Source organism: Janthinobacterium sp. GW460-12-1-14-LB5, from assembly GCF_059423585.1.
In genome coordinates, this window is the sequence record NZ_JBWKYD010000015.1 from 152,009 (window position 1) to 178,794 (window position 26,786).

The window sequence follows — 26,786 nt, forward strand, 5'->3', positions numbered from 1 at the left end:
AACCACATGACCACCCTATTCAAGCAACCCATGTTGATGAAACCCCTGTACGCCGCCTTGTTGCTGGTGCCACTCGATGCCTATGCCGCCGACCCGCAAACGACGCCGAATGCCGGATCGATCTTGCAACAATTGCAACCGGCGGTTCCTGCTCCCGCGAAGCCGAATGCGCCGACGCTCGAGGTAAAACCGAAGAGCGATGCCGGCTTGCCGCCGTCGCAGCCGATTCCAGTGACGGCGCTGCGCATCACCGGCCATACCGCGTTTTCCACCGAGACGCTGCATGCGCTGGTTGCCGAGCAGGAAGGTAAAAGCCTGACCTTGCCACAACTCGACGAGCTGGCCGGGCGCATCACGGCCTATTACCAGGACCGTGGATTTCCAATGACACGGGCCATCATTCCGGTCCAGTCGATTACCGGCGGCGTCATCCTGATTCAAGTCGTCGAGGCGCACTACGGCAAAGTCCGGCTCAACAACCGCAGCGAAGTCGGCGACGCCTTGCTCCAGGCCAGCCTGGCGCCGCTCAGTGGCGGACAATTGATCGCCGATGCCGACCTCGATCGCGCCTTGCTGCTGCTGTCCGATGTGCCGGGCGTGGGCGTGAATGCGGTTCTCAAACCGGGCTCGGCGGTCGGTACGGCCGATATGGATGTCGAGGCGCGCTACGTCAGGGTTCCCCTGGCGAACATTTCGCTGGACAACTACGGCAGCCGCTACATCGGGCGCACCCGCCTGAGCGGCAACTTTAATATCGTCAACCCGTTTCATCATGGCGATATCCTGAGCGCTAACCTCATCAGCACGGGCGAGGGCATGACTTATGGCCGGCTGGGATACGACACCTTGCTCAACGGCCAGGGAACCCGGATCGGTGGCGCGTATTCGGCATTGCATTACAAGCTGGGCAGCACCGCCAGGGCGCTCGATGCGAATGGTACTGCCAGGGTGGCCAGCCTGTGGGCGAAACAGCCATTGATACGCAGCAAGCAATTCAACGTTTATGCGCAATTGCAATACGATGCCAAAAATCTGCGCGATCATATCGATGTCAGCGGCCTGCGTACCGACCGGCATTTGCATAACTGGATCGCGAGCGTGAACGGCGACCTGCGCGACGGCCTGCTGGGCGGCGGCATGAGCATTGCCAGTCTGGGCTGGACCAGCGGACGTGGCGGCTTCGACAATGGATCGGCAGCGGCAGCCGATGCCGCTACCGCCCGCACCGGCGGCGGCTTTTCCAAGTGGAATGCGAATATCGCCCGTTTGCAGGGGCTGACGCCGCGCGACTCGCTGTACCTCAACTTCAGCGGGCAATGGGCTGACGGCAATCTTGATTCTGCCGAAAAAATGACTGCCGGCGGCCCGTATACCGTCCGCGCCTATGACAGCGGCGCGCTGTCCGGCGACGCCGGCTATGTGGCTACGGTGGAAATGCGCCATGACCTGGGGGCGCCGGCGTTCGGGAAATGGCAAGTGCTGGCGTTTATTGACAGCGCCCATGTCAAGGTCAACCGCCATCCCTGGACCCGGGCGGAGAATAGCGCGACCCTGTCCGGCGCCGGTGTCGGCCTGAACTGGGCCGGCCCCGGCCAGTGGCGCGCCAGCGTTTCCGTGGCAACGCGCCTGGGGGCGGCGCCGTCCATGCTGGCCAGGCCGTCGTCGGTGCGCGCGTGGCTGGTCGCGGGCAAGGGTTTCTGATTTTTGGCCCTTGCCGATCTGGTAAGATAGGCAAGATAATGGCCGCCGCCTGGGCCGTCGGCTCCGCCCGGCGGCCTTCCTACGCTACCCGAACAGACTGTCCCCATGGATCATCAAACAGCCAGCATTGCCTTGTCCCTTACACAGTTATGTATTTCGGCGACGATGATTGGCGTCTATGTGGCCGCGCCCGTCGAGCGCTATACGCGGCTGTGGGCCCTGTCCGGGGTGCTGACTGCGGCTGGAATGACCATCATCATACTCAACGCTTTCCGCCCGCCAGGCTTGCTGTTGATGTTGGGAAATACTGCATTGTTTTCTGGCTGTATCGTCGTGTGGGTCGGGCTGAGAGCTTTTTTTGGAAAACCCATCAGCCGCTGGGCGTATATTCTTGTCGCCTTGTTTGCATGTGCGTATTTTTTATTGATAGAAAACAAGGCGGAGTTTTCCGCCCGTGCCTGCCTCAGCAGCGCCAGCCTGGTTCTGGTTTTTATACTGTGCCTGCAAACGTTATTGGCACGCAATCCGGAAGCTGCTTCCGGCAAGCTTGGCTATGCCAGGGAAATGGCGATTGTCGGATTATTGATGCTGATTGCTGCGCATGTGTTGCGCCTCGTCGTTCTACTCTACAAACCTGCAACCGTCAGTGCCGCATTACTGTCCCAGATCAATATCATCACCGTGTATCTGGTCCCTCTCGCCGGCACCTTGTTATTTTTCCCGGCCTTGCTGCTGCTGTATTTCGAGCGCATCAAGCATCAATTATTGCTGTCATTGGAAGCCAAGCAGGAAGCGCTGGAAAACCAGACACGCTTCGTGCAGATGTTTTCGCACGAATACCGTACGCCGCTGGCCGTCATCCGCACCAATCTGGATATTCTGCAAAGCAAGGAGCAGACCAGCGGCCGGCACTTCGGTTCCAACCTCGAAAAGATGCAGCGCGCGGTATTGCGGCTGCTGGAAGTGGCAGAAACCGCACTGCAAAGGGATCAGCATAGCGAGGGAAAAGCGGATATCGTCTGCGAACCGATTCTCATGCCGGACTTTCTTCGCAGTGTCATCGAAGAAGCCTCCGACTTCTGGAGCGAGCGTGCGCCGCGGCTGGAATTGACATATGCGCAAACCATCGTTTTTCATGGTGACCGCAAGCTGCTGAAGACTGCCTTTTTGAATCTGCTCGATAACGCGATCAAATATGGACCGAAACAGGGGCTTGTCAGTGTTCAGCTGCGGAAAAATAATGCTGCATTGTTTCTCACGGTAGACGACAATGGCACCGGGATTCCAGAACATGAGCTCGGTCTGGTCTATGGCAAGTATTTCCGTGGCAGCCGCACCGGTTTCATTGCCGGCAGCGGCATCGGCCTGTATCTGGTACGGCGCATCATTGCGCAACATGCAGGCAGCATACTTCTGGCGAATCGTCCTGGCGGCGGCACTTCAGCGACGATCACCTTACCATTGCCGATAGAGGAGGCGCAAAGCGGTGCCATCGAATATTAGAGTGTTATTGGTCGAAGATGATGAGGATTTGCGCGATAGCGTGGTGGAATGGCTGGAACTGAATGGCATGCATATCATCGCCGTGCGTAATGCGGCCGAGTTTTATCAGGCTTTGCCGAAATGCGATTGTCAGATAGCCGTGATCGATGTCGGCCTGCCGGATCAGGATGGTTACGTGCTGGCCGAATATGTGCGAAGCAATACCAATATGGGCATCATCATCCTGACCGCCCGCAGCGCGATAGAGGATAAGCTCAAGGGTTATCGCTCTGGCGCAGACCAGTATCTGGTCAAGCCCGTCGACTGCCGCGAATTGTCGGCGGTAATCGCCAGCATGGCGCAGCGGGTCAAGAAAACGGGCGTGGAAGTACCGGACATCCCGGACCGGTGGACTGTCTTTTCTACGCAGTGGGAACTGCATCTGGCCCAGGATGTTCAGGTTGCGCTGAGCCTGAAGGAATTGATGTTTCTCGAATTGCTGGCAAGCAGGCCTGGTTTGCCGGTACAAAAAAAGACGATCTTGACCAAGCTGTATCAGCGCGATGACTACCATAGCGGCCGCTCGCTCGATTCGCTGGTGCGCCGCCTGCGTGCCAAAATCGTCAGCCAGACCGGCGTCGATATCCCCATCCGTACCGTGCATTCAGTCGGATACTGCTTCGCCGGCGAGATCGCCCTGGTGGAGGGGGAACCCGCGCAATGCTCATAGCTGGAATGCGGCACCGTGGGCCATTAATAACCGATTAATAGCCGATTAATAGCCGATTCTTGGCCGATTAATGTCCCATGAGTGGCTTCGGGGCATACAGCGCGCCTTGAAATTCCGGTACGTATTCATATTTCATCAGCTTCCCCAGCTTTAATGATTTGATATAGCTGGAAAAGCTGCCGTCGCCCAGTTTCAGGTCGACCGCTTCCGCGCTCGTGCTCGATGCATGGCTGAGCTGGCGGGAAACGGCATAGCCGTAAGTGAGCTTGCCGGCGCCATCCTTGTTGGTGAAGCTGTTCGTCACCAGCTCGGCCTGGTGCGACAGGCCGCCCAGCTTTTTGCCCGCAAAAACAAAATCGAGCTTGCCCGTTGCGCTGTCCATGACCTCGAAGGCAACGTGACCTTCAGTATCCTTGCGCTCGATACCGGTCAGCCACTTGGGCAGATTGTAGCCAACGACGCCGCGCACCCGGGCCAGTTCCGTGTTCACGGGCAGCTTGAGCACATAGCCCCAGAAATCGTTGGACAGCGATTGGCCCAGCAAGGTGAAAGGGCCGAAACTGGTGGTGCCGGGCTTGTTGGTCACGATGGCCAACGAAATTTCATTGTAGCTGTCGTTGTCGCAGTATTCATAGGCGTAGGCCGTCAACGCCACCGCGCCCCGGCCCGGCCATACTTGCAGGGGCTGGACTTCCCGCAAAATATCTTCCGGCATCAGCTCCTTCAACTTCGCCAGGTCTGCCGTAAAGACAGCCGTGATTTTGCTGTTTTTATAATAAAAATTCGGCGAATACGATTCGAAGCCGATGGCGACCTTTTCTTTTTGAATCCCCTTGAACCAGCTCAGGTCCAGCTCCGGCGCTTCCGCCGCGATCACCGATAGAGGCGGGTTCGAGCGAAAGCGGTCGTACAGGCCGCCGGCCGCCACCGGCACGTCATGGCCGGCGATATCAATGACGACTTGCTTGTTTTCGGCAGGATTGTCAGCCCACGACGGGGCTGCGGCGGCATTCCATAGCAATGCGGATACTGCCGCGGCAATTTTCATGTTCATTTCTTGCACCTTTCGTATTGGATTGGAATCAATTCAGCGACAAGCCGCCGGGCGCCAGCCGGTTCATCCGGCGGCGATACTGCCAATTCCTGACCTTGGTTTCCAGTTGCTGCATCAGCAGCGCCAGGGCAGGGGCCACATCGGGCCTGGTTTGCTTGCCCTGGCTCAAACGCCGCAGCTGATACTTCACCATCGCCATATAGCCGATCGACGACAGCACCTTGTTTTTCCAGGTGATGGCCCTGAGCATGGGGCTGGCCGACCGGTCGGAAAGCCATGCTTTCGGCAACTGCGGATCGATGGCCAGCGCCGTCCCCATGCCCGCCATGGCAATGCCGCTGCCCAGCACTTGCTCGACCACCTGGTAGCGGCGTATGCCGCCCGTCACCATGAGGGGCATCGTGGCCACGGTGGCGATGTCTTTGGCGAATTCCAGGAAATACGCTTCGCGGGCCAGGGTGCGGCCGTCGCGGGTCTGGCCATGCATGGCGGGGGCTTCATAGCTGCCGCCAGACAACTCAATCAGATCCACGCCCAGGGTGTTGAGCAGGGAAACCACCTGCCTGGCGTCCTCCTGCGTGAAGCCGCCTTTCTGGAAATCCGCCGAGTTGAGCTTGACGGCGACGGCAAAGCCTTTGCCCACGGCCTGCCGCACCCCGTTGACGACGTCGACCAGCAGCCGTGCCCGGTTCTCGAGCGAGCCGCCCCAGCGGTCCGTGCGTCTATTCGTCAGAGGGGAGAGGAACTGGCTGAGCAGGTAGCCGTGCGCCGCATGGATTTGCACGCCCGTAAAACCGAACCGTTCCGCCAGCCGGGCGCTGGCGACAAAGCGTTGTTTCACATCGGCAATATCGGCTTCCGTCATCTCGCGTGGTGCGGCAAACTGCTTGGAAAAATTACCCAGCTCCATGGGCACGGCCGATGGCGCCATGGTTTGCTGTCCCATGGCGGCCGGCATCTGGCGTCCCGGGTGGTTGATCTGCATCCAGATGTGCGCCCCGCGTGAACGGGCGGTCCGCGACCATTGCTCGAAGCGGGCGCCAGATTGCCCGGAATCGAGCACGACCCCGCCCGGTCCCGTCATGGCGCGCCGGTCGATCATCACGTTTCCAGTGATCATCAGGCCAACGCCGCCATCGGCCCACGATTGGTACAGGCGGATCAGCTCCTTTGAGGGCGCGTGATCGTTGTCGGCCATGTTTTCTTCCATGGCGGCCTTGGCAAGGCGGTTTGGTATGATTGCGCCATTGGGCAATATCAGTGCGGTAAAGGGTTTCATGCTGATCTCCAGGGTTGCGATAGCCTCACGATAAGCTTTAAGCTAACTTGAAGGTCAAGCCCTGAAATGCGATTTTTTTTGCCTGTGTCCCGTTCGCGACACGGGTTCGCGCACATGCCGCCATCCGCCGCTTGACATTCAAGCTGGCTTCAAGCTTATAGTGATGCACGGCCTATAGATCAGGCCGCGACGACAAGCCACGATAATTGAGCAGGAATACAACGATGAAAATAGGCGAACTGGCCAAGCGCAGCGGCCTGGCGGCATCCACGATACGCTTCTACGAATCCAAGGGCTTGCTGAAAGCCGTGGACCGGCAATCGAACGGCTACCGCGACTATCCGCTGGAAGCGGTGGCGGTGCTGTCGATTATCAGCGACGCCCAGCAGGCGGGCTTTACGCTCGACGAAATCAAGCAAGTCTTGCCGGAGGATATTTCATCATGGAAACATGATGAGCTGATGGTGGCGCTGAAAAAGAAGATCGCCGATATCGAATCGCTGGAAGTGCGCCTGGCGCAGAACAAGGCGCATCTGTTGTCGCTGATTCAATTGATCGATGCCAAACCAGAGGATCTCGACTGCAAGGATAATGCGGCGAGGGTCATGCAAAGCATGGGCATTGTTGCCAAGAATTAAAGACGGCGGCCGGAGCCGGCGCGGGTTCGGCCGGCCAGGCTGCCCGCCGCGTCAGAAATCCACGGCCGCCGACAGTTGCACCGTGCGGGGCGCCGATTGCGACACCGTGCCGTACGAAGCCACGCCGGCCCAGTAGTGGCGGTCGAATGCGTTCATCAGCCCGCCGCGCAAGGTCGTCGCCTTGCCGGCGATGGCCGTGCGGTAGCGCAGGCCCAGGTCGACCTTGGTCCACGACGGCACCGATTGCAGATTCGTCTGGTCGACAAACTGTTTGCTCGTGTAGCTGACGGCGCCCGTGGCCGTCAGGCCCGGCCAGTACGGCAAATCCCATTCGCCGCCCAGGTTGGCCATGGACGTCGGCACGCCCACGGGGCGCTTGCCCATGGTGGCGGCGCTGTTGGTTTTGACGAGGCGCCCGTCGAGCAGGGTCACGCCAGCGAGCAGGCGCACGGCCTTGCTGGCGGCGCCGGACAGGTTCAGCTCCAGGCCCCGGTTGCGCTGTTCGCTGTCCATGCTGTACACCTTGCCATACAGCTGGCCGCTGGGCTTACTCACCTGAAACACGGCCAGGGTCGCCAGCACCACGCCGAAATCGGCCTTCGTGCCCACTTCATACTGTTTGCTCTTGTAGGGCGCGAAGACCTGGCCCGCGTTATCGGCGATGTTCGGCGCGATATCGCCCTTGCTCAAGCCCTCGATATAGTTCGCGTACAGCGACACGTGGCGCAGCGGCTTGACGACGAGGCCGGCCAGCGGCGTCAGCGCGTCTTGCTTGTAATGCGTGGTGAGGGCGCCGCTGGCGGCGTGGTAGTTCTTCGATTCGACCAGCTGGCGGCGCACGCCCAGGGTCAGCTGGACGCGCCGGTCCAGCATGTCCAGCGTATCGGCCACGGCCAGGCTGGAAAGGGTAGAGGCGGACAACTTCGGCGCGCGGGCCGGCGCGGGAACGCCGGGGTCGGCCACGGCCACGGGATGGTAGATATTCGAGGTGATGAGCTTGCCGGAATTGCTCACGCTGCCGAACTCGTCGCGGTAGACATTGCCCATCACGACCAGCGCATGCTCGACGCCGCCCGTGCGAAAGCGCGCGCGCACGCCCGTGTCGCCGCTGGCGCGCCGCACGCGGAATTTCCAGTTCATGGGCGTGACCGTCATGTCGCCCGCCGCGCTGGTGATGGTCGGCGTCTGGTCCGAATAGCGCGACACGTCGGAGCGCGTGCCGCCCACGTCGGCGAAGACGGCAAGGTTGTCGTTCAGGTCGTACTCGACCTTGCCCAGGGTGGCCAGGTCGTTGGACTTCCACCAGCCCCAGGACTGGGCGATATTGCGCCGGCCATCGGGCGCTGCCGGCACGGGCAGGCGCGCGGCCACGAGGAAAGGGCGCGTGGGCGCGTCGATCCACTGGTATTGCTCGATCACATCAAGCGAGGCGCGCAGCCGCTGGCCCTGGTAATCGAGGGCGACGGCCGCCACTTCCGCGCGCGAGCTTTGGTGGTCGAGCGGCGTCTTGCCCTGGCGGTGCAAGCCATTGAAGCGGATGCCGAAGCGCCGCTCCTCGCCGAAGCGGCGGCTGACGTCGATGGCGGCGCCCAGCTGCGCGCTGGAACCGTAATCGAAGGTCAATCGCGTCAGGTCGCGCGGCAGCGAACGTTTCGGCACGGCGTTGACGACACCGCCCACGCCGCCATTCGGCGACATGCCGTAGAGCAAGGCAGCCGGCCCCTTGAGCACCTCGACGCTTTGCAGGTATTCGGTAAATAAATGGTAATTGGGCGACACGCCATACACGCCGTCGAACGCCACTTCGCTCAAATTGCCCTCGTTCAGGGGAAAGCCGCGGATGAAGAAGGAATCCGTGACGCCGCCGATCTGGCCCGTGAAGCGCGTGGACGGGTCGCCGCCCAGCACCTCGGCCAGGGTCAGCGCCTGCTGGTCCAGCATGCGCTGGCTGGTGTAGCTGTTGACGCTGAAGGGCGTATCGAGCAAGTCTTTTTCGCCCAGCATGCCGGCCCGCGCGCTCTTGGCGATCTGCCCGCCCGCATCGGCCTCGGCCTGGCCGGTGACGACCACGGTGGCCAGCGCATTCGGCGTGCCGGCAAGCGTTTGCGCCAGCGCGCACGGAGGGACGCTGGCAAGCAGCAGGCCGGCAAGGATCAGGCGGGCGGCGAGGGGATGATGGGCAAAGGCTGGAGCGGAGCGTAAGGTCGGCATCGATGGCATGGGCGCAAGGTTATAGGAAGAAAAACTGTGCGCACTATACTATAAATGAGAATCATTACGTTTTGTATCTTGCCAAATGACACGCCGGAGTACCGATGGCATGGGCTGCCGTGGGGGATTGTTTGGTTTTCTCCGGGGCATCATTTGTGGCGCCGTTGTCGTTCAACCTTAAAGATATCGCTAGGTGATTTTACAAGCAGAGATCGCTACACGCTGATCGGTCCCGCCACACTCAACGGTGTTACCCCCGAGGCATGAATGGTCCGAGTTGCATGCAATTAGCCGAGAGACGGTTTAATAACCTAAAGAAAATTTAGTCGACGGAAAAGCAACGAGCCCATGGCCATGTAAATCATGTTCTCTGACACGTCAATGCGCTGTTCATAGTCACGTACCAGTCCTGGTCGATGGTGATCCTATCGGTTTTACACAAGCGCGCCTGACGGAACGCGACTCGGTTCTGGTTCTGCCAGGAAGTAGCCGCATGGCCTCGGTGTCTGGTAACGTCCTGAATTACCTCGTAGGATGCGGGCTAAGCCAGAAACACATGCTGATCCTGTCCGCCGCCGTGGCCGCGTACTTCATGTACCAGCAGCACAAGGCGGCCAACGTGCTGAACGATCGTTATCCGATGGCGTACAAGAGCTAGGCCGAATCGAGAATTCTTGATAACATTGAATCTCATTTCTTAGGGGAAACAATGAGCGGCGCGGCAGAAACCACGTATTACACGAATGACAGGGTAACCGTCACAAATGCCCGTTTCATGGTCGATGGCGAAACTCATGCAATTAGTGGCATTACATCGGTCAAGCTTGAGGTGAAAAAGCCGAATAGGATCTTGCCAGCGGCGCTCATAATTTTTGAATTATTGGCGCTCACAAGTGGCAAGAACTTGGTAACTCTGTCTATCTGGCACTGGGCCATTATCTTGCTTCCAGGGCTAATTTGGATGTGCTTTCAACGAACTCACTATACGGTCACGCTTGCCAGCGCGTCCGGGGAGCATCGGGCCTTGAAAAGCAAGGTAAAGCCGTTCGTGAGCGAGGTGGTCGAAGCGATAAATCAAGCTATTGTCCGTCGAGCATAGAAAAGGGCCCGCAGATCGCGGGCCTTTTTACATGATGGCGTGCATGGCCAGGCGGGCATGCCATGGGCGGGACGGGCGATCCTTGATTGCGTCGAACAGGCCATGCAACTTCGCATGGCGCACCTTGGCGGCCACATCGTAGCCGCGCACGTAGTTGGCGAAGGCTCGTGGGCTGAGGTGTAGCGGCGCGACGGATGCCACCCAGTCGTACAAATCGTCCTCAATGACGACAATCTCTCCGAAGAGGTCGATTGCTGGCTGGCGTAGCTGGTAGGAAAAATAGGCTGCTGGCGGCTTTGGCTTGCGGCGGGTTGTTGTCTTTTTCATTCGGATATAATCCCCGGCGCCTCGGGGCTGCAATGCGGGGAATAGAGGGGTGTTTGGCGTTTTACATAATTTCGTAAAAAGCTAGACTTTTTCGAGGAAAGTACGCCGACAGCATTCTAGGTACTCAAAATATCCGCGTCTCCCCTCTTAGCTCCCAACGAAGTGACCTAACTTGCTGTCGCGATTCTTCGACAGCAAGTTGATCTTTTTCGTGCTGGAGACAGCAAGTTGATCTTTTTGAGCCTAACCGTCAAACGACAGCAATTTGATCTTTTTCTGCCGAAATTCCCTGCTTCTAACAAAGTGTCAACGTGCTGTCGCGAGAGTACTCAAAATGTCGTCCTACGATCAAGTAATTATTAACCCGTAAGCCTTTCGTTCTTTGGCCGCAAAATTTCCCGTCGCTGATAATCTCTGGGATCACTGCGTTGCCAATGGTTTTTGGGATGAAACCGCTATCATGGGACAATTTGCCGTTGAAGGCTCCTTGGTGGTGCCGGCGGCCAGATGAAAGCCCATATGACTACCGACCAACCATCACTCGATACCTCCATAACTGTCGATGATTTCCGTGCCAGTGGCTACGATAACGTCTTGCGGGACGAATTCGGCACAGACAGCTGGGTACTGTCCCAGCGCCTTGGTATTGCCGCTAAAGCGGCAGACGAGGAGGGCCGAACCAAAGACGGCGACGTCCTGCATCTCTTGGCTCGCGTCACTTCAATGATGTTGACACCTGAGGACAAGACCACTCCCTTCCAGCCTTGGGCGCAATTTGGCGATCGCCGATCGCCGATCCCAACCGACTTTACTGACGACGACGTCACACTGTTCGCCAGCGTTGTTGCCACTGTTGAGCAACCGCAGTTGCGCGCGCGTCTTGCCGATCTGGTCTGGGTACGTAATCGCAAGCTCGGTATCGCTACGGTACCGCTGGCCATTGACGCCTATTGTGAATCGCCACTGGACTCCGATACGTGGTTCGCCGGTGGTCGCGAAGGCTGGAGCCGGGCGCTGTCATTGGCCCTGACGATTCGGGACGCGGCGCGTATCACCTCCATAGAAGCTGCACTCGTCGGAGCTGCGCTGGCAGACCACGGGCACGGCTATGTTCCGCTGGAGATCTCCCGTATTCTGCTGGATAATCGCTTGGGTGCGGCCATGCATGGCGACATCGCTGCCCGCCTAGAGGCGCTGGCCGAGGCCAATGCAGCATCCGCCCGGTATCGCCAGGCCGTCAATTATTTCGGAGCAGCAGGAAAGTGGTATGCGCGTGAACGTTCCCGTGAAAAGGCAATATCTATGACAGTGCGCGCCGCAACCTGCTGGGAAATAGAGGGCGACGCGCTAGTTGGACTGGGTGCGCTGCACTCGTACGAAAATGCGATCAAACTCCTCCGAACCGTGCCTGTTCCAGACCGCGCCGTACGCGCGGCCGACACTACAATTACCTCACTGATGGGCAAAGTCAGTGCGGCCGGACAAGCCGCTTTGGCCCAGATGCAGACGGTTCAATCTGGTAGTCAGGACATCACTGAACTGGTCAACATGGCTATTGCGGCTATTTCCGACAAGGATCCATTGGACGCGCTCGCCGCCTTCGCCCAAATTTATGGCGGCGCCAGTGTACAAACGATACGCAAAAATGCACAGGTGCATCTTGACAAGAGCCTGTTCGGGCGACTTTTCAGCAGCTCCGTGATTTCCGCGCAAGGCAACACGATCGCCCGCCAGCCGGCGGCCGACGGTGACGTCAGCGGGGCAGCGCTGTGGGCAGATATGGTGCGCGACTACAAGATATTGATCGGTTTAGTCGTTCACTCCGGCATCGCTCCGGCTCTCTCAGCCATGCAGATGCAGCACGTGTTCACCATCTGGGATATGGAAGCGCTTTGCGACGCGTCACCGTTTGTGCCGCCCGAGCGGGCAATGCTCGTGGCCCAAGGCCTCTACGCCGGCTATTGTGGTGACTTGGTCCAGGCGGTACACATTCTGGTGCCACAGGTTGAACACATCGTCAGGACACACCTGCAATACGGTGGCGCCATCACCACCACCACGTCGAAAGAGGGAATCGTCATGGAAAATGGCATGAGCACCTTGGTAAAGCTGCCACAAATGGCCGAGGTGTTCGGCGACGATCTTACGTTCGAGCTGACGGCCCTGTTCTGCGATCAGAACGGTCCGAATTTGCGTAATGAAGTTGCACACGGACTGATCACTAGGTACGCTTGCGAATCGGACGCAGGCTTGTATGCCTGGTGGTTCGTTTTCTCACTTATGTTTAAAACCTTCTGGCAGGCGCAGCAAGAGCTCGCGCCGGTGGCGTCAGGTGCCCCAGTTGCAAGTTCAGATAAACCGGAACATATCAGTTCGGAGGGGGATTGAAGCATTCATCGATAGCCGCGCGTCCTATCAGCGGCTGCGGGAGCCAGTGGCGGCATGAGGAAGTAATTGAGGAACGCTCGCAAAGTTTGTTGACGGCATTCTAGGAATCAAATTCAAATCTTTCCCTCAAATCGTATTTTAAGTTACCTCATACGCAGTCCGACTCATCAACGGCAAGTTGATCTTCTTCAAGACAATCCTCCTTTCATCTTGCCGATACCCTCTATCTCAACCTATGCTTGACAGGTGTTTTTGTCGGAGTGATTCATGGCGTCGTCGCGATCAGCTGGTTCGAGGCTTGGTACCCAATTCCGAGGAAAGCTGGCCGCTAGCTATGGGCATCGTGGGAAGGCCTTAAATAGTCTATGGTATGTCTACAGCCCTCGGACCAAGCGCGACTGGGTACTGCGCAGTGATTTGGAATGGGATCACTTTTTCATCGCCGAGTTTGATCTTGATATTGCGCGATGCGATTACGCACCTGATAACCGCACTGTTGCGTTGCCAAACGGCAATGTAGATGTTCCGGTGACAGTAGTCGTCACCTATAAAACTGGTGAAATTGGCTATAGACACATTTTTTATTCGCAAGATGACCGCAAGCGGAGCTCCGATCCCAAGCAAGTAGCACGTTTAATCGAGCTGGCCTCTACTGCAGGGATGCGGTACGAGTCTTGGACCGAAATAGATATTCGCCGCAATCCAGTGGAGTTAGCAAACATGCGGCGGATTGTCGCTTGGCTCGCTGCGGCGCGAGAACATTCTTTGGCCGGATACAGCGCAGAGATTGCATCAATGTTTCGGTCCCAGGAGAAATTCACGTTTGCCGATGTCGAAAGAATTTTCGGAGAGGCCGCTTTCCCCTTGTATGCAGCTTCAGTGTTTCAAGATGTGCTTCATGGCATCTACAAAATAGACATTGATACTGCTAGCCTCTCACCAGAAACTGTCATCTGTACAGAAAATGGGATATGAAATTGTTGACCTTCAATACGTTACCGGCAGAATTGGCGGATACCTCGTCGTGGCGAACTGTTGATGTCGGCGCGTTGGAGGAAGAGGAGCAAAAGCGATTTATAAAGTACCAGTCGGCGATTGAAGCCTACCTTCGTACCGGACGCTTGAAGGTATCAAGTAGCCCGTACGGTATCTCTCGCACGGATCTTCTTCGACAGCTGAACCGCTGCGTAGTCACAGCCGCAGATGGCAGGCCTTACGGATGGACTGCATTGATCCCAAATTTTCGAACCAAAGATTATCGGAGGACTGTAGAGCTTCCTTGTGGACAGGGAACTAAAGCGATTACCGCTGGTGCCTTCGATATGTTCATGGAAATGCATCCTGAAATCAAAGCGAAAATTGACGGCTTGATCCTCAAACGCCCAGAAAAGGGACATATTCATGAAGCCAGAATTTCGTTCAAAGATTTGCATGCAGCTTTTGTTTATAGCTGCGAGCAGGCTGGTGTGACGGGAAATGTCTATCCGCTTAATAGTAAATCTAGAGGCCGGCGCTCGATCGAGCGCTATGCAAAACAGCTCATCCTCTTCCAAACTGAAGCAGCAACTGCAGGCCGTTTTGGAAAGGTCGCAAAATCGCATTTATCAGTTGGGAAAGGAAGGCCATCTGGCGTGATATCCCTTGCTCCTTACGATGTGGTAGGTATTGATCCGCACAAGATTGACTGCATTGGCACAGTGCGGATTGCCGGGCCAAAGGGCCCGCAACGTGTTGCGATAGAACGTCTTTGGATCGTTCCTGTAGTCGATGATTTCTCGCGCGCGATACTGGGTTACAGCGTTGGTATACGCACCGAATGCTCGGCAGTCACGATCGAGCAAGCCATCATTTCCGCCATGTCGACTTGGCAGCCGCGAAAGCTCATCGTATCGAACATGACGTACACTCCGGACTCAGGCCTACCCTCTGGCGTTATTCCTGAGCTATCCGGCAGAGCCTGGGCCGCCATGATGGTCGATAACGCCGCTGTTCACTATTCTGACGCGATCGCGGAACGTGCCAGACGCAGGATCGGGTGCGGTGTTAACTATGGCCCCATCGGACATTGGGAACATCGTAGCGCTTTGGAGCGCGTATTTAGGAAGCTGGAAACCTACGGTTTCCAGCGCTTGCCCTCGACGACGGGATCTGGCCCGTCGGACACCAAGAGAGGCGATCCAGCAAAAAGTGCGATTGATCTGGGGATTGGATGGGGAGAACTTCTTGATGTAATAGACGTGGCGATCGCAGATTACAACGCAGGAGCCAATGAGGGGCTCGGAAATCGTTCATCACTGAGCATGCTACGTGACTATGCGTCAATAAAGTCGATGGGCTTGCTGCCTCGCAGGCTTCCACCTCCGACCGCCACGATTCCTGATCTCGGCATTGAAGTCGAAATCAAGACAGTTCGTGGAGATCCAGAAAACGGCCGGCGACCATACGTTGAGATTGATCGAGTTCGCTACACCAGTCCTATACTCAGCAGTGCATTCGCCCTTATCGGAAGAAAATTGCGTGTGCACATACGCGCGACCGACATGTGCACAGTGCGCGCGTTTCACGAGTCGGGAGAGGAATTGGGCGTACTTTCGGCGCAAGGAGCATGGGGCAGAACCAAGCATACGCGTGAAATGCGAAAAGAGATCAACGCCCTAAGAGATTCTGGACAATTAGAAGTCAGATACAACGACAATCCGATCGTCGCGCTTTTACGTCACCTGCAAACGGAAACAGCCAAAGACGCCGCAAAAAAGCCTCGAAAGATCTCTCGCTCTGCGACCCGTTTGGCCAGAGCAAGTGCAGAGACAGGCCTTCCCATTGATCATGCCGTTCTCTCAGAATCGCCACCAAAGCTCGTTCCCGCAGCGACACTACCTGAACCACCTCGTCAACCGTTAACAAGTCTGGTACAGCCCCCTACATGGAAAACGATTTTGCGTTAACTGGAAGGAATGCTCATGAGTCATAAGGCAAAGGCTAATGGAGAGGGGCTACGTACTCCTGAACAACTTGCTGGTCACCCTGTATTGCGTAGCAAAATTCGCCTGCCTACGCCTTCGATACGCTCAGCGTACGATGTGTTAGCCAATACAGCTTTCCAGCGGGCACCAGGATGCTGCTTTTTCGCGCACCCGCGATTTGGCAAGACGGAAGGTATTTCTGTCCTTGCCGACCAACTGGCGCAGTCATTTCCCGGTATGCCGATATTTTCTGTTAGCGCGGCATGGCATCCTCGCTTTTCAGAACTCACCTTCATGGGGGAACTGCTGACTGCGTGTACGCACGTGATGGCATCGGTCGGGAAAGTTGAGCAGCGCAGGGCAAGGCTGCGTAATTTTATGTGGACGCAGGCACAAACACGCAATAGCGACCTCATCATGTTATTCATCGACGAAGCGCAGAATTGGCATGAGCCAGAACTGACCACACTGCGTGACCTTGCCAACGAACTTGCAATGGAACATAAAGTACAACTCATCGCAGTGCTTTTTGGCACGCCAGAGTTGACTTCGTTACGCACAGCCTTGGTTCAGTCCGGGCGCATAGACTTGATCGGGCGCTTCATGATCCAGCAGTACGAGTTCCGTGGTGTCCTAACACCCGAAGACCTTGCAATCATCATGTCGTTCTACGACGACCCGGAAGTGTCAGAATATCCAGACGGTAGTGGTTATAGCTACAGCCATTTCCTTATGGGGCAGGCATACGAAAACGGCTGGCGGTTAAAGAGCGAGGTTCAAACACTGTGGGCGCAGTACAAGCTGGCAGCACAAGCCAGCGGTGGCCTGAACCAAGTTGGCATGCTTTGGGTGGCCGACAGCATTCGCCGTTTTTTCATGGCAAACCTGGAATATGATCATCCTGGATTTCGTGGAGACCCAGATAGCTGGAAAGCCGCCGTTGCCCAATCGGGATTTAAGGATTCATTGGGCGTCACTTACATCACATAACACATGCACAACGCGACTCCACTACATGGCGAGCTGGCAGGAATTGCCTGGCTACGCGAGTGGCAGCTGCCATACGAGGGTGCCTACACGTTGCTGCTGAAGTTTGCAGTTGCCAACGGGATCGGTGCTGGCGAACTGTGCGGGGCAGTTTTTGGCCAGAACCTAAATCAGGCGCCAACATATGGACAACTACATGCCCGCTCACTTCTTGACAGCCATTGGATAGACCAAACCGGAGAAAAGGGCATAGCGGCTATCCGACGCCTGACAATCGAATCAACGCTGAGCGCGAGGGCAGGGCGGTGGACGTCATTGATAGCCACGGATAAATCGCTAAGATACTGTCCCGAGTGCCTGCGACATGGCTTCCAGAGCTTTCTTTACCAGATTGAGGCGATAGCGAGATGCCCAATTCATGGCGTTCCTATTCTGGCGAATTGCACGGCATGCGGCTTGTCTACCCCCCCTTATGCGCTCGCGGAAGCAGGGTTCGGAATCCCATTTCACTGCCCATCTTGTCTGACGCCATACGCCGAGCAAAGTGATATGGCGCAGTGGGGTAACCACCAGCTGTATGCAGATGCGGCGCGTCTCTTGTCGCCGCTGGCCAAGTGGCTACAGTCGTTGGCCGCCAGCACACTGAACTGGCGTGATTGGCATACTTGGCATTTGCCAGTCAGCAGCTTAACCCATCATGAAACCAAGCGCCGCGCCACGCTTCATGTGCTGACCAAAGCCATTCCACCGAATTTTGACCTGGCCTATCTGGATCTTGGCACGTCAACATTTAATGTATACAAAGGTTGCTATGAAAATATTCAATATGCTGTGGCATTAAAGAAGATGAGTCACGAAAGCAGTCCCGAGATGTACTCCGAACGCATTCAGTTGTACAAGGCCGTGAGGCGGCGGCTGGCGCGCGTCACCCAGGGCTGTCATTGTGGTGCGCGTGTAACCATGAACCGGCAGATTAAAGTTCACCTTGGCGACGGCGCAATGGCTTTATCCACCGAGATTTGCCCTCGCATTCAGATCTTTATGCTTTGGCGCTATCACTTCGAGGAGATGTTGGCCGACCGGCCCGTTCTTGAATTGCGAACCTCCTTGCTGCAATGGCCGTTGGATAAAGTGCTGGATGCAAAGGCATGGGTCGGCTATCTACTGGCAAGCTTCCACGCTGCGGAGCATGCGTTCAGCTCATGGTATGAGGCAGCGACTAAGTTGACAGATGCCAGCGTCACAGGCGATGACCGCGTTCGGGCACGCGAGCTTCATGCCACGTTCGCCTCTATCGTGACGCCCTTACGGCAGCCAAACTTTCCGGCGGTATCATTTCTCACTTACGTCAGCGAAAAAGGTGCACCAGTTATCCTGCTCGCAAGCCCAAGAATACTTGGTCGGCTGGCATGCGCTGATGCACGCGGGCTTATCTCTACCTACCAGGACTCTTATCAACAACCTCAAAAACTATCACCGCAGGAGCAAGCTGGCTTATCAATAGAGGTAATTGGCACTGAGAAAATGCCGGATCGCCCCCTTGTGCGCAAAGAGCATTTCCAGCCACTTGACATGATCCGGTTATCGCCGAGCCTTGATGGCTCTGATTTGCAGGTCAAACTGCGTGCTTTGAGTCCGACTGTAATCGAAGCAAAAAACGATCTTGAGGCGATTCAATTGTGGCTTGAGTACTATCCCTCTGAAAAGACACGAAAAAACTATATTATTCAAATACAGAAAGTTTTGCTGTGGTGCGTGGCCCAGCGAAACATCGCACTATCGGCGATGACCACTGTCGACGTCGATGCTTTCACAGAGTTCTTGGCAGACCCGAAGCCGAGAGACATTTGGCTGCCAACCAAGCTTTACGGCAAGGCGCGACCTTGGAGTCCAATGCGAGCAGTGCATTCAGCCGTGACGCAAGAACACGTGCTTACGGTAATTTCGGTGGTGTTTAAACGCTGGAGTGCTTGGGGCTATATCAGAGGTAACCCTTTCGATCACAGCAAATTTTCACAGCGCCAGGCTCAGAAACTACTGCTGGAGGGTTCAGGCGCTTGGCAACCGACAGAAAAATTCCTCTCCGCCGTAGAATGGCGCTATCTCGCCACTGCCGTTCCAGAACATTCTGTCATTCCTCTGCCTGCTGTGAGATTCATCCTTTTCATGGCTTATTATGGTGCCCTCAAACCATCCGAAATTGGCTGCATCAAGCTAGGTGACCTTCATCTGTATAAGGGCGGCGGCAGCGCTCACGATATTTGGAGTGTCAGGATCAACTCCCGGAAACCAGCTCAGCAAGAAGTGTTTTTGCTTGAACCGGTAGCCCATATGATCTCGAGTGCCATTCCTGTGACGCGTTCGCTGTTGGACAGGTATCTCGTAACGAATCGAGACAATTGGCTGCGTCATTTGTTCGGCATAGAGTATGCCGGGATCTCTGCAGATGATCCGGCGATTATGGCGAATCGTCTTGGCGTTGCGCTCAAACCAGTTTTTCAAGCTGCGGCTGAACTAGCGATGGCAAATGGCGACAAAAAGGCGGCCCAGCGTTTGCGCCAGGCTACATTGATATGGGTCACATCTTCCCTTTGGCATCACGTTCCGGATAGTTTTGTCACGAGCCCTATTTTGTGGATGGTACTAGGTACAAAGAAGCACATGCGTCCCGAAAATCGGCCCTATGTGCTGTCAAGGATTCCGTTCAATCACAAGCTGGTTCTCGAACAAATGGCTACTCTCCAGAAGACTATAGGCTATTGAATAATGCTGGATTGGCTGGCACAATCTGTAACAAGGCGAATCCTAAGGCACCTAAACGTCTGGCAACGTCTGCACAGCAGTAATTTCGCTGTGTAGGCCAGTCGTCGCTGGGCTCTACCGGACTCGATTCACTCCCACTGTGCACAGTCTAAACCAATTGATCACCCTGACGAGTACTGTCTAAGTGTTGGGTTAAGGTCTTGTTTGATATTCCAAATGGCAGACATGCGCCCTGACAACATCCATTTTATAATTGGCGGCGTGACACTAGATTGGTAACATGACCAGTTAACATGTTTTCAGGAAATGCAGTTTGTGCATTTCCAGTAAATACACTTTCTCACTTTCTGAGATTCAATTTCGAGACTCATCATTATGCAAACCCTGGCTCGTGGGCGATCGCCTTCAGCGGGATAGCAGGGCCGGTCTTGCTGATGTTCGGCTTGACGCTCACGCCTGCCAAATCGTTATCGCTACTGCTCAACATCGATGGCGTGCTCACGGCGATGCTTGCCTGTTCGTCTTTAAGGAAAATTTCGACCGGCGCATTTTCATCGGCATGGTGCTTACCGTCTGGCTGCCATATTTACTTGGACACCGGATGCTGGATATTCATCCAGTGGTACGGATATAATATTCCTAAAGCCCAACCTGTCGGCCATCAACCTTTACTTGCCTATCCAACTTGCCACTCTACACACCGTCTGAACTGGTGAACGCGGGCATTTTCATTCTGTCATGAACGGTCTTCATATGTCACCTCGTGCTCCCAAATCCAGCGTGAAAAACAGTTCTTCCCAGGTACCCGCTGAGGGCGAGCGTCAGGCAATGCGGGGTTATATGCGCCAATACGATCAAGCGGCAGTTCTTGCCTATATTGGTTTGCAGTGTGGCGGACTCGAGTGGGTTGGCGTTGCCGATCGTGCTGCAGGTATCGCGGACGACATTGTGCTGGGCTTTCCGGACCGCGTCATTGGCCACCAGTTCAAGACGTCCCGTCTGCCGGGTCGCTTTAGTTTGAGTACGCTGCTTATGGGCGCCTCAGGCCTGCTCGTCCCTTTGGCCAAGGCGTGGCGTCAGTTGTGCGCCAGTAGCGATGGCAGGTCTGTCGAAGTGCGCCTAGTGACGAACGATCACGCCATGGTCGACGACAAATTGACCGATGATTTGGACTCAGACAGCGCGACCTTCCTTCTCGAATATACGGCCGTGCCATCGCCCACTTTGGCTCAGTGGCGCGCTAGCCGCTGGCGTCCCTTCATCGACGCGCTGGAAAGGAAGTCAGGACTTGATGAACAAGACTTCGAGCAGTTTTTGGGCGCACTGCGGATCATTTCCAGCACGGCGGCCGATTTCGGACGCGTCCACCGTCTTCGGCAAGATGAAATGCGTCTAGTCGATCAAATCGCTACGCTTCTTCCGCGCTTAGTTACGGATATACGAGATCGCGACCGCTGGTCGCGCGCAGATATACTTAACGAACTCGGATGGAATGATGACTCTATTCCGCGCCGCGTCCACCATTTTCCGGTGGGTGCCTATGTGCAGCGCAATGAAGAGACCGAAACGCAATTGCGTACGGCCATCAAGGAACATCAGAGTGGGTACGTGAGTTTGATTGGCCCGCCAGGTGCGGGTAAATCGACGCTCTTGCAGATCGCCCTTGAAGGCGAACCGCAGTTGTACGTGGCGCGTTACCTTGCCTACATTCCGAACGCTGTGCAAGGCGTCGGCCGCGGCGAAGCCGACGATTTTCTAGACGATGTTTCCACCCAGCTGCGCCGAACGGGCTTGGGCGGGTTGCGAGCCCATGATGATTCATTGACTCAGCGTCGAGAACAGTTCGAAGCCTTGCTGGCTGCGGCGGGAAAGCGTTTTCACAACGATGGCATTCGTACCTTGATCGTCGTCGATGGGCTTGACCATGTCCCGCGCGAAGAGCGACCACAACGTTCGTTTCTCTGCGAGTTTCCTTTACCTGCCGCTGTTCCTGATGGGGTTTTATTCTTGCTCGGCACGCAGCGCGTCGAGCTCGATGATTTGCCGCCTTCCGTCCGCGAGCAAGCGGCGACGCTAGCGCGACAGGTTCGTGTGGCGCCGCTATCGCTCGAGGCGGTAGCACGAATGGCCGACTTGATGGGCCTGGATCGGGACGTCGATCGCACGCGGCTCTACGACAACTCGCATGGACACCCACTCGTAACGCGCTATCTGGTAGAGGCTTTGCGGACGGCGGATCTGCCTACGCGTGCTGCCTTGCTCGGTGGTGACCTGTCGTTTCAAGGCGATTTGGCGACGGTCTATCAAGCCGCTTGGAGAAGCGTGGTCGACGACGACAACGCCCGGCTTGTGTTGGACTATTTGGCGCGTTCCGAGGCGCCGATGCCATTCGAATTGCTTGCCAAAAAAGTGCCCGAGGTAGCCATTGAACGCGCGCTGGCAGCCGCTCGGCATTTACTTTCGGACGGACTCCATGGGTGGGAAGTCTTTCATAATAGTTTCCGACTGTTCATTCGCGAGCAACCAAAGTTGCGCTTCGGTCGCCCCGACTTTGACTATTCCATCAGGCTCTATACCGACCTCGCAGCACTCGCCCGCGAAGCCAAGCCTACGTGTCCTCAACACTGGCTTGAACTACGCTACCTCGCGCGCGCAAACTCGCACAATGCCGCACTTGCGTTATGCACACCGCAGCGGTTTCGCGAGCAGTTCGTCGAACGCCGTCCGTTTTCAGAGATGCGTGCCGACTTGCGCCTGGCTGCAATGTCGGCGCAAGGCGACGACCATCACGTCAAGCTATTTCAGATTCTCTTGATCTTCGACGAAATGGATCGGCGGTGGGCGGCCTATGAAGAGGTCCCCGAGATTATCGATGCTCTGCTCGCCGTCGGGGATATTGACGGTGCCGTGGCGCTCGTCGAACAAGTGCCAAGCAATGGCTACACGGTCGTCGATGCGCTGATCACCTCGGGTCAACCCGAACGCGCGCGCGCCATATTCGATATCTTGGACCCAATCCAGGATTTGCTACGTGAACACCACTATAGTGGTTACATGCGTTTCGAAGAGATGCGCGACTGGGTGCGTCGCGTAATCCATTTCCGTGCGCCAGACCAGATATTGAAAGCCATCGACCGATTGGTTCTGGCCGCACGTGCCGCACACGAGGAGAGCGAGGAAGACGAGGAGACGGCGCTCGCTGCTGCCTTGCGGAGCGAAGCCGTGCTGGCCATCGTTGACACACAAGAGGATGCGGACATCGAAACCGTTTGCGCGCAATTCCATCTCACTCCCACCGATTGCGCATCCGTTTTCCTCCGAGCTGGCATTGATGCGTTCGAACGTGGAAATGCTCGACCAGCATTGGCCTGCGTTGAGCGTGCCATTCAGTACCCCGGATTCGACGACACGCCCAACAGCTGGCGCCGCAGGGCTGCCTTGTTGGCATCCCGCCAGGGTGGATGCGCACTCGCGGAAAGTCTCTTTGGGCAGCTGTTGGCACCGACGTTGGCAGAAATGGATAACGTCACTGAGCCCGATGTCCCGCCGCACCTCGTTCGCGCTGTCAGTGAACACTTCGAATTGGCAGTTCTGATTGAAAAACATGTGCCGGATTTGCCTCGCCCCGAGAACGATCTGCTACGCCCCTTGCAACATCATGCGGAAGCATTGGGTAAGCTTTTGGCGCGATCGCGCCGCACACCTGACGTAACACTTGCGGAAGAAATTGCGCGTGTGGCGCGTTCAGCCTTGGTCTATCTGACCAGATTGAAGCCGCAACGCGGAGGCGACTTTTACGCTTTCCACCAAGCGGTGCGCGCTGCCCCCGCTTTGATCTCTATGCTGGTGGACGCAGCCGCCAATAGCGGACAGGATGCGCTTGACGCCGTCAGCGGCTCCGTAGAGGAGTTTCTGGTGGGTGCGCCCGTTGGCGGAGAAATGCGTGACGACCTCCTGCGCACGGCCGCCCTCGCCATCTACCGCCATACTCGCGATAGCGCGACGGCTGCCCGTCGCCTCGGAGTGGTGGCAGCCAGCCTGCATGGTCAAACGCCGGCGCAGCAGATCTCGGCGATGGCTAATCTGGCGTGCGCGTATAGTGAGACGGGTAACCGGACGCAAGCGCTATCGTTGCTTGTTCAAATTCCCCAAGAGTCCCTCGGCTTTAGCCTTCCGCCGAAAAAAGATCCCCAGTATGTGATCTGGCGTGACTTGTTTGCCTTGGCAAATCGGAGCGCGCCCGAAGATCGCGCGCGCCGGCTAGATATCATGTTGCGCCTCCTGGCGGGCATGATGGACACGGAAGGTGACTCTTCTGCCTTCCGCATCGCCAGTACTGTGGTCAAAGAGGCGGCACTTTGCGACGCGACGACAGCATGGTCAAGTTTACTGAGCCTTGCGGAACTCGGCACTCTTGGCTGGGCTCACATGGTGGACGCTGTGCTCCAAGGCCTTGTTCGCAGGCGCCCGGACATGGTGCCTGCGGCAGTTCCCGTCTGGTGCCAATTAACTCTTCCCTATTACAAAGCACCATATTACCGGGAATCCGAGCAGGGCGATTTCATCGATCTCGTCGTTGACTCCGCTCTGGCGTCCGAGGTAAGCGCGGTGTGCGATACCCTGCTCCGACACATACAGGTCGAAGCACGTACGGACGTCCGCGTATCTCTGCTTGATCACTTGCGCCTTGCAGCAGCGAGACGGGCCTGTCGTTGCACGGACATCGATGCCGCTCTCGTCCGTTGGCGCACCGAATGCCCCCCGCCGGCGCGCACCTCGTCGGACATGCGTCATTCAGATGTGACTTCAATGGAAGCCTTGGCGGCCGACATCGAAAAAGAGATTCGTGAGGGGCGTTCAGCGCCTGGCTATGAGGCCGGGCGTGCATTTCAGCGTCTGGTTTGCACAAGTAACTACCCGCTTGCGGCGCAACTTTTCGAGAAATGGGTAGGCATTCAGAATGAATCACGCGCCCGCGCCGCTCTCATCGATGTGGCCATGGACGCCGGCGATTCGGGGAATGCGCGGCGACTCTTAGCCGGCTATTCCATTTCGGATCCGGAAGCAACGTGGTCTACATGGTTCGGGGGCAATCGTTTTCGATATCTTCGTTCAAAGCTGCGTATTGATGGACCTGCTGTTCACGCGGCCGCCTATGCGGACTTCGTCAATACTGTCGCAGCGGAACACGAATCCATTCGTAGCTTACTCACGGAATTTGACGACATTTTTCTTGTAATCACGGCGGAGCCGGACTGGGCCGCCATGTGGGAATGCGCGCAGGACCAGATCATGTCCACGCGCGAATTTAGTCTTGGGGTTGGAGATGCTGCGGCGGCACCCATCTCAATGGACGACTCCGGCCTCTTGGCACGCCTTCTTATCTGGGCAATGGATATCGGCATCAGCGACTTGCGTTGGCATGCCTATGTTGCTTCCACCGAATTGGACGCAGTAGAAGCCGGGCATCCAGTTTTTGCGGAGCTTATGCGCCTACTTCTCTCAGGCCATGACGATCACCCCGCTATCGGCTTACAATTGCTCGCATGCCAGCCGTCGACGAGACACATGGGCGGCCTCGGTCTTCAGGTCGTCTCGTTGACGAATCACGATGACTATGCCGTCTCCACCATCGCCCGACAGTTGGCGCGGGCGCTCGCGCTACCCATTGCGCCCGCGCAAACGCCCGTACCAATGTTCTATTCGTTGGATCTCGGTGAAATCGAGTCTTCCGCCCCCGAGGAACTTTACGACCCACACACCAGCGCCATGCTGGTGAAGTCACCGTTTGGCTGGACACGCGCTTACGAAGATCTCGTCAGGGCGATCGCCAAGGGCGCCATCTCGCCCACGCATATCCGCTGCCGCGCCGCTATGCTGATCGATTCATGGGGCGGTCTGGAAACCTTCGGAAATTCAGCTTCAAAGGCATTCGAATCCCGTCTCCGTCAACTGGACATGAAAATTGCCTATGCGCGTCCTCATATGGTTGTCGCCGCGCGGGCACTGAGGAACGTCGCTGGGGAATTGGCGCGCGCCCGCGCGTTGCCTGCCCCACCGGGCATTCTGTTGCACCATATGGGGTTTGCGCATAGTCCCTTCGTTAGTTCGCAAGCTGCCATTAGACCTGCGATCATCATGCGGCCGGATGACAGCGAGTCTAGATATGCAGCGTTGGAGGAGAGCTGGCTGCCGGCAGTGGATGTAGACATATTGCCGATTAGGATGGCGAGCAGCTACGTGATAGCCGAAGTCAGCGAATTCAATGTGCGCAAGACCCGCCGCCATTACAACTCGATCCGCGTGCGGGTGCCAACATGGGCTGGCGCCGTCGATTTTTCTACTTGGGAAATCGACGATCTTCTACCTGATCGTGCTATCTGGGTTGGTCAGATTGTTGCGCTCTCGAGTGAGCCTGCGCCGTTCTTGGTGCGTCGTCTATCCCTCAGTTATTGGCCTGGCATGCCACACGTCGCGTTTTGTATTTGTCCAGAATGGTTGCAGCATTTGAATTGGAATGTTGAGTACGGGCCGACGATCACTTATGTTGATGACTGCGGCGATGCGATGGGGCATATTGTGTGGTGGAGGGAGGGCAGTACGATCGATGTGGATGAAGATGCGTCTTGGAGCGAGGGCACTTATTTGCAACTGACGGCGTCTGGTCTTCTTCAATTGGAGGCAATCGCTGGGAAGCTGCAGATCCGCATCCATGCGCAGCGTACGGCACGAGACCGCGATGACGGTGATAAATACCGATTTAATTTTGCTACCGGCATTGACGATCTTTCCAGCTCACGCTAATTCAATTCCGTTTACTTTACGCTAAGTGTTGCAGGATCTGATCCGCTCGTGCAGCATTGCGCAGGTGAGGGTATCAAGGCGCGCGTCCAGTTCGGCTAAAAAATCACCACTTAAAATGGTTGAAATGAAGTACCCAGCGCGCCGACATTATCTGCTTCCCGTCAGCGACCATCGGGAGCGAACAGCTCATGATCCTTTCAATAGGATGATGACATGCCATGCACGTCGCACGCTGGCGTCGTTCACATCATTAAAGTTTCCACCCCAATTTACACCGATGGCCCACTTTGTAGGCAATTTTGCTTTGTTCTGGACTGTGCAGTCATTAAGTACAAACGACCAGACGAGGCCAGCCTACGT

16 protein-coding genes and 1 pseudogene are annotated in these 26,786 nt (G+C 56.6%); 12 read left to right on the forward strand and 5 right to left on the reverse strand.

Annotated features, from left to right (window positions below; all coding sequences use genetic code 11):
• Nucleotides 1–6 precede the first annotated feature (6 nt).
• From AC07X6_RS17145 to AC07X6_RS17155, 3 genes are all read left to right on the forward strand, one after another.
• Entirely contained in the window at nucleotides 7–1,701 is a 1,695-nt protein-coding gene (locus tag AC07X6_RS17145) for a ShlB/FhaC/HecB family hemolysin secretion/activation protein (RefSeq protein WP_494791746.1), read from the forward strand.
• 105 nt (nucleotides 1,702–1,806) lie between these two features.
• Entirely contained in the window at nucleotides 1,807–3,204 is a 1,398-nt protein-coding gene (locus AC07X6_RS17150) for a sensor histidine kinase (RefSeq protein WP_494791747.1), read from the forward strand.
• A 7-nt stretch (nucleotides 3,205–3,211) separates the two neighbouring features.
• Nucleotides 3,212–3,913 (forward strand): response regulator transcription factor, encoded by a 702-nt coding sequence (locus AC07X6_RS17155; RefSeq protein ID WP_494791748.1) that lies wholly within the window; start codon nucleotides 3,212–3,214, stop codon nucleotides 3,911–3,913.
• A gap of 67 nt (nucleotides 3,914–3,980) precedes the next feature.
• Here AC07X6_RS17155 and AC07X6_RS17160 read toward each other — a convergent pair whose 3' ends face one another.
• Together AC07X6_RS17160 and AC07X6_RS17165 are read right to left on the reverse strand one after the other, a co-directional pair.
• Nucleotides 3,981–4,961, reverse strand: coding sequence for an acetoacetate decarboxylase (ADC) (locus AC07X6_RS17160; protein ID WP_494791749.1), 981 nt, complete (start codon nucleotides 4,959–4,961; stop codon nucleotides 3,981–3,983).
• A gap of 34 nt (nucleotides 4,962–4,995) precedes the next feature.
• Nucleotides 4,996–6,246 (reverse strand): NADH:flavin oxidoreductase/NADH oxidase family protein, encoded by a 1,251-nt coding sequence (locus AC07X6_RS17165; protein WP_494791750.1) that lies wholly within the window; start codon nucleotides 6,244–6,246, stop codon nucleotides 4,996–4,998.
• A 224-nt stretch (nucleotides 6,247–6,470) separates the two neighbouring features.
• On the opposite strand from AC07X6_RS17165, the gene AC07X6_RS17170 reads away from it, so the two are divergent.
• A complete protein-coding gene (locus tag AC07X6_RS17170) occupies nucleotides 6,471–6,884 on the forward strand; it encodes a MerR family transcriptional regulator (RefSeq protein ID WP_494791751.1) in 414 nt (137 codons plus the stop codon).
• 51 nt (nucleotides 6,885–6,935) lie between these two features.
• Here AC07X6_RS17170 and AC07X6_RS17175 read toward each other — a convergent pair whose 3' ends face one another.
• Nucleotides 6,936–9,095, reverse strand: coding sequence for a TonB-dependent receptor (locus tag AC07X6_RS17175; protein ID WP_494791752.1), 2,160 nt, complete (start codon nucleotides 9,093–9,095; stop codon nucleotides 6,936–6,938).
• A gap of 311 nt (nucleotides 9,096–9,406) precedes the next feature.
• Nucleotides 9,407–9,502, reverse strand: a pseudogene (locus tag AC07X6_RS17180) (IS5/IS1182 family transposase); the annotation flags it as partial.
• A gap of 302 nt (nucleotides 9,503–9,804) precedes the next feature.
• Here AC07X6_RS17180 and AC07X6_RS17185 point away from each other — a divergent pair.
• Nucleotides 9,805–10,194 carry a DUF6232 family protein gene (locus AC07X6_RS17185; RefSeq protein ID WP_494791753.1) on the forward strand — a complete coding sequence of 130 codons (390 nt, stop codon included), beginning with the start codon at nucleotides 9,805–9,807 and terminating at the stop codon, nucleotides 10,192–10,194.
• Nucleotides 10,195–10,221: 27 nt separating this feature from the next.
• On the opposite strand, the gene AC07X6_RS17190 is transcribed toward AC07X6_RS17185, so the two are convergent.
• A complete protein-coding gene (locus AC07X6_RS17190) occupies nucleotides 10,222–10,521 on the reverse strand; it encodes a hypothetical protein (RefSeq protein ID WP_474291235.1) in 300 nt (99 codons plus the stop codon).
• Between the two features lie 519 nt (nucleotides 10,522–11,040).
• Here AC07X6_RS17190 and AC07X6_RS17195 point away from each other — a divergent pair.
• The 7 genes from AC07X6_RS17195 (at nucleotide 11,041) to AC07X6_RS17225 (ending at nucleotide 26,426) form a co-directional block, all read left to right on the forward strand.
• Nucleotides 11,041–12,909, forward strand: coding sequence for a DUF7380 domain-containing protein (locus AC07X6_RS17195; RefSeq protein ID WP_494791754.1), 1,869 nt, complete (start codon nucleotides 11,041–11,043; stop codon nucleotides 12,907–12,909).
• Between the two features lie 267 nt (nucleotides 12,910–13,176).
• The gene (locus tag AC07X6_RS17200) at nucleotides 13,177–13,884 is read left to right on the forward strand and encodes a hypothetical protein (protein WP_494791755.1); all 708 of its coding nucleotides are present in this window, start codon (nucleotides 13,177–13,179) and stop codon (nucleotides 13,882–13,884) included.
• Nucleotides 13,881–15,854, forward strand: a complete 1,974-nt coding sequence (locus AC07X6_RS17205; protein ID WP_494791756.1) for a TnsB C-terminal domain-containing protein — start codon at nucleotides 13,881–13,883, stop codon at nucleotides 15,852–15,854. Before AC07X6_RS17200 ends, AC07X6_RS17205 begins: the two co-directional genes overlap by 4 nt.
• Nucleotides 15,855–15,869: 15 nt before the next feature.
• Nucleotides 15,870–16,862: an ATP-binding protein gene (locus AC07X6_RS17210; RefSeq protein WP_494791757.1), complete on the forward strand. Its 993-nt coding sequence runs from the start codon at nucleotides 15,870–15,872 to the stop codon at nucleotides 16,860–16,862.
• Nucleotides 16,863–16,865: 3 nt separating this feature from the next.
• Entirely contained in the window at nucleotides 16,866–19,622 is a 2,757-nt protein-coding gene (locus AC07X6_RS17215) for a TniQ family protein (RefSeq protein WP_494791758.1), read from the forward strand.
• Between the two features lie 293 nt (nucleotides 19,623–19,915).
• The gene (locus AC07X6_RS17220; protein ID WP_494791759.1) at nucleotides 19,916–20,338 is read left to right on the forward strand and encodes a hypothetical protein; all 423 of its coding nucleotides are present in this window, start codon (nucleotides 19,916–19,918) and stop codon (nucleotides 20,336–20,338) included.
• Between the two features lie 124 nt (nucleotides 20,339–20,462).
• Nucleotides 20,463–26,426 carry an ATP-binding protein gene (locus AC07X6_RS17225; protein ID WP_494791760.1) on the forward strand — a complete coding sequence of 1,988 codons (5,964 nt, stop codon included), beginning with the start codon at nucleotides 20,463–20,465 and terminating at the stop codon, nucleotides 26,424–26,426.
• Nucleotides 26,427–26,786 lie beyond the last annotated feature (360 nt).

What these genes read in the sequence shown, in the direction of transcription:
- AC07X6_RS17200 (WP_494791755.1), top strand. Translation starts at nt 13,177, where the DNA reads ATGGCGTCGTCGCGATCAGCTGGTTCGAGGCTTGGTACCCAATTCCGA.
- AC07X6_RS17175 (WP_494791752.1), bottom strand. Translation starts at nt 9,095, where the DNA reads ATGCCGACCTTACGCTCCGCTCCAGCCTTTGCCCATCATCCCCTCGCC.
- AC07X6_RS17210 (WP_494791757.1), top strand. Translation starts at nt 15,870, where the DNA reads ATGAGTCATAAGGCAAAGGCTAATGGAGAGGGGCTACGTACTCCTGAA.
- AC07X6_RS17220 (WP_494791759.1), top strand. Translation starts at nt 19,916, where the DNA reads ATGTTTTCAGGAAATGCAGTTTGTGCATTTCCAGTAAATACACTTTCT.
- AC07X6_RS17160 (WP_494791749.1), bottom strand. Translation starts at nt 4,961, where the DNA reads ATGAAAATTGCCGCGGCAGTATCCGCATTGCTATGGAATGCCGCCGCA.
- AC07X6_RS17170 (WP_494791751.1), top strand. Translation starts at nt 6,471, where the DNA reads ATGAAAATAGGCGAACTGGCCAAGCGCAGCGGCCTGGCGGCATCCACG.
- AC07X6_RS17205 (WP_494791756.1), top strand. Translation starts at nt 13,881, where the DNA reads ATGAAATTGTTGACCTTCAATACGTTACCGGCAGAATTGGCGGATACC.
- AC07X6_RS17225 (WP_494791760.1), top strand. Translation starts at nt 20,463, where the DNA reads ATGCGCCAATACGATCAAGCGGCAGTTCTTGCCTATATTGGTTTGCAG.
- AC07X6_RS17215 (WP_494791758.1), top strand. Translation starts at nt 16,866, where the DNA reads ATGCACAACGCGACTCCACTACATGGCGAGCTGGCAGGAATTGCCTGG.
- AC07X6_RS17145 (WP_494791746.1), top strand. Translation starts at nt 7, where the DNA reads ATGACCACCCTATTCAAGCAACCCATGTTGATGAAACCCCTGTACGCC.
- AC07X6_RS17195 (WP_494791754.1), top strand. Translation starts at nt 11,041, where the DNA reads ATGACTACCGACCAACCATCACTCGATACCTCCATAACTGTCGATGAT.
- AC07X6_RS17150 (WP_494791747.1), top strand. Translation starts at nt 1,807, where the DNA reads ATGGATCATCAAACAGCCAGCATTGCCTTGTCCCTTACACAGTTATGT.
- AC07X6_RS17165 (WP_494791750.1), bottom strand. Translation starts at nt 6,246, where the DNA reads ATGAAACCCTTTACCGCACTGATATTGCCCAATGGCGCAATCATACCA.
- AC07X6_RS17185 (WP_494791753.1), top strand. Translation starts at nt 9,805, where the DNA reads ATGAGCGGCGCGGCAGAAACCACGTATTACACGAATGACAGGGTAACC.
- AC07X6_RS17190 (WP_474291235.1), bottom strand. Translation starts at nt 10,521, where the DNA reads ATGAAAAAGACAACAACCCGCCGCAAGCCAAAGCCGCCAGCAGCCTAT.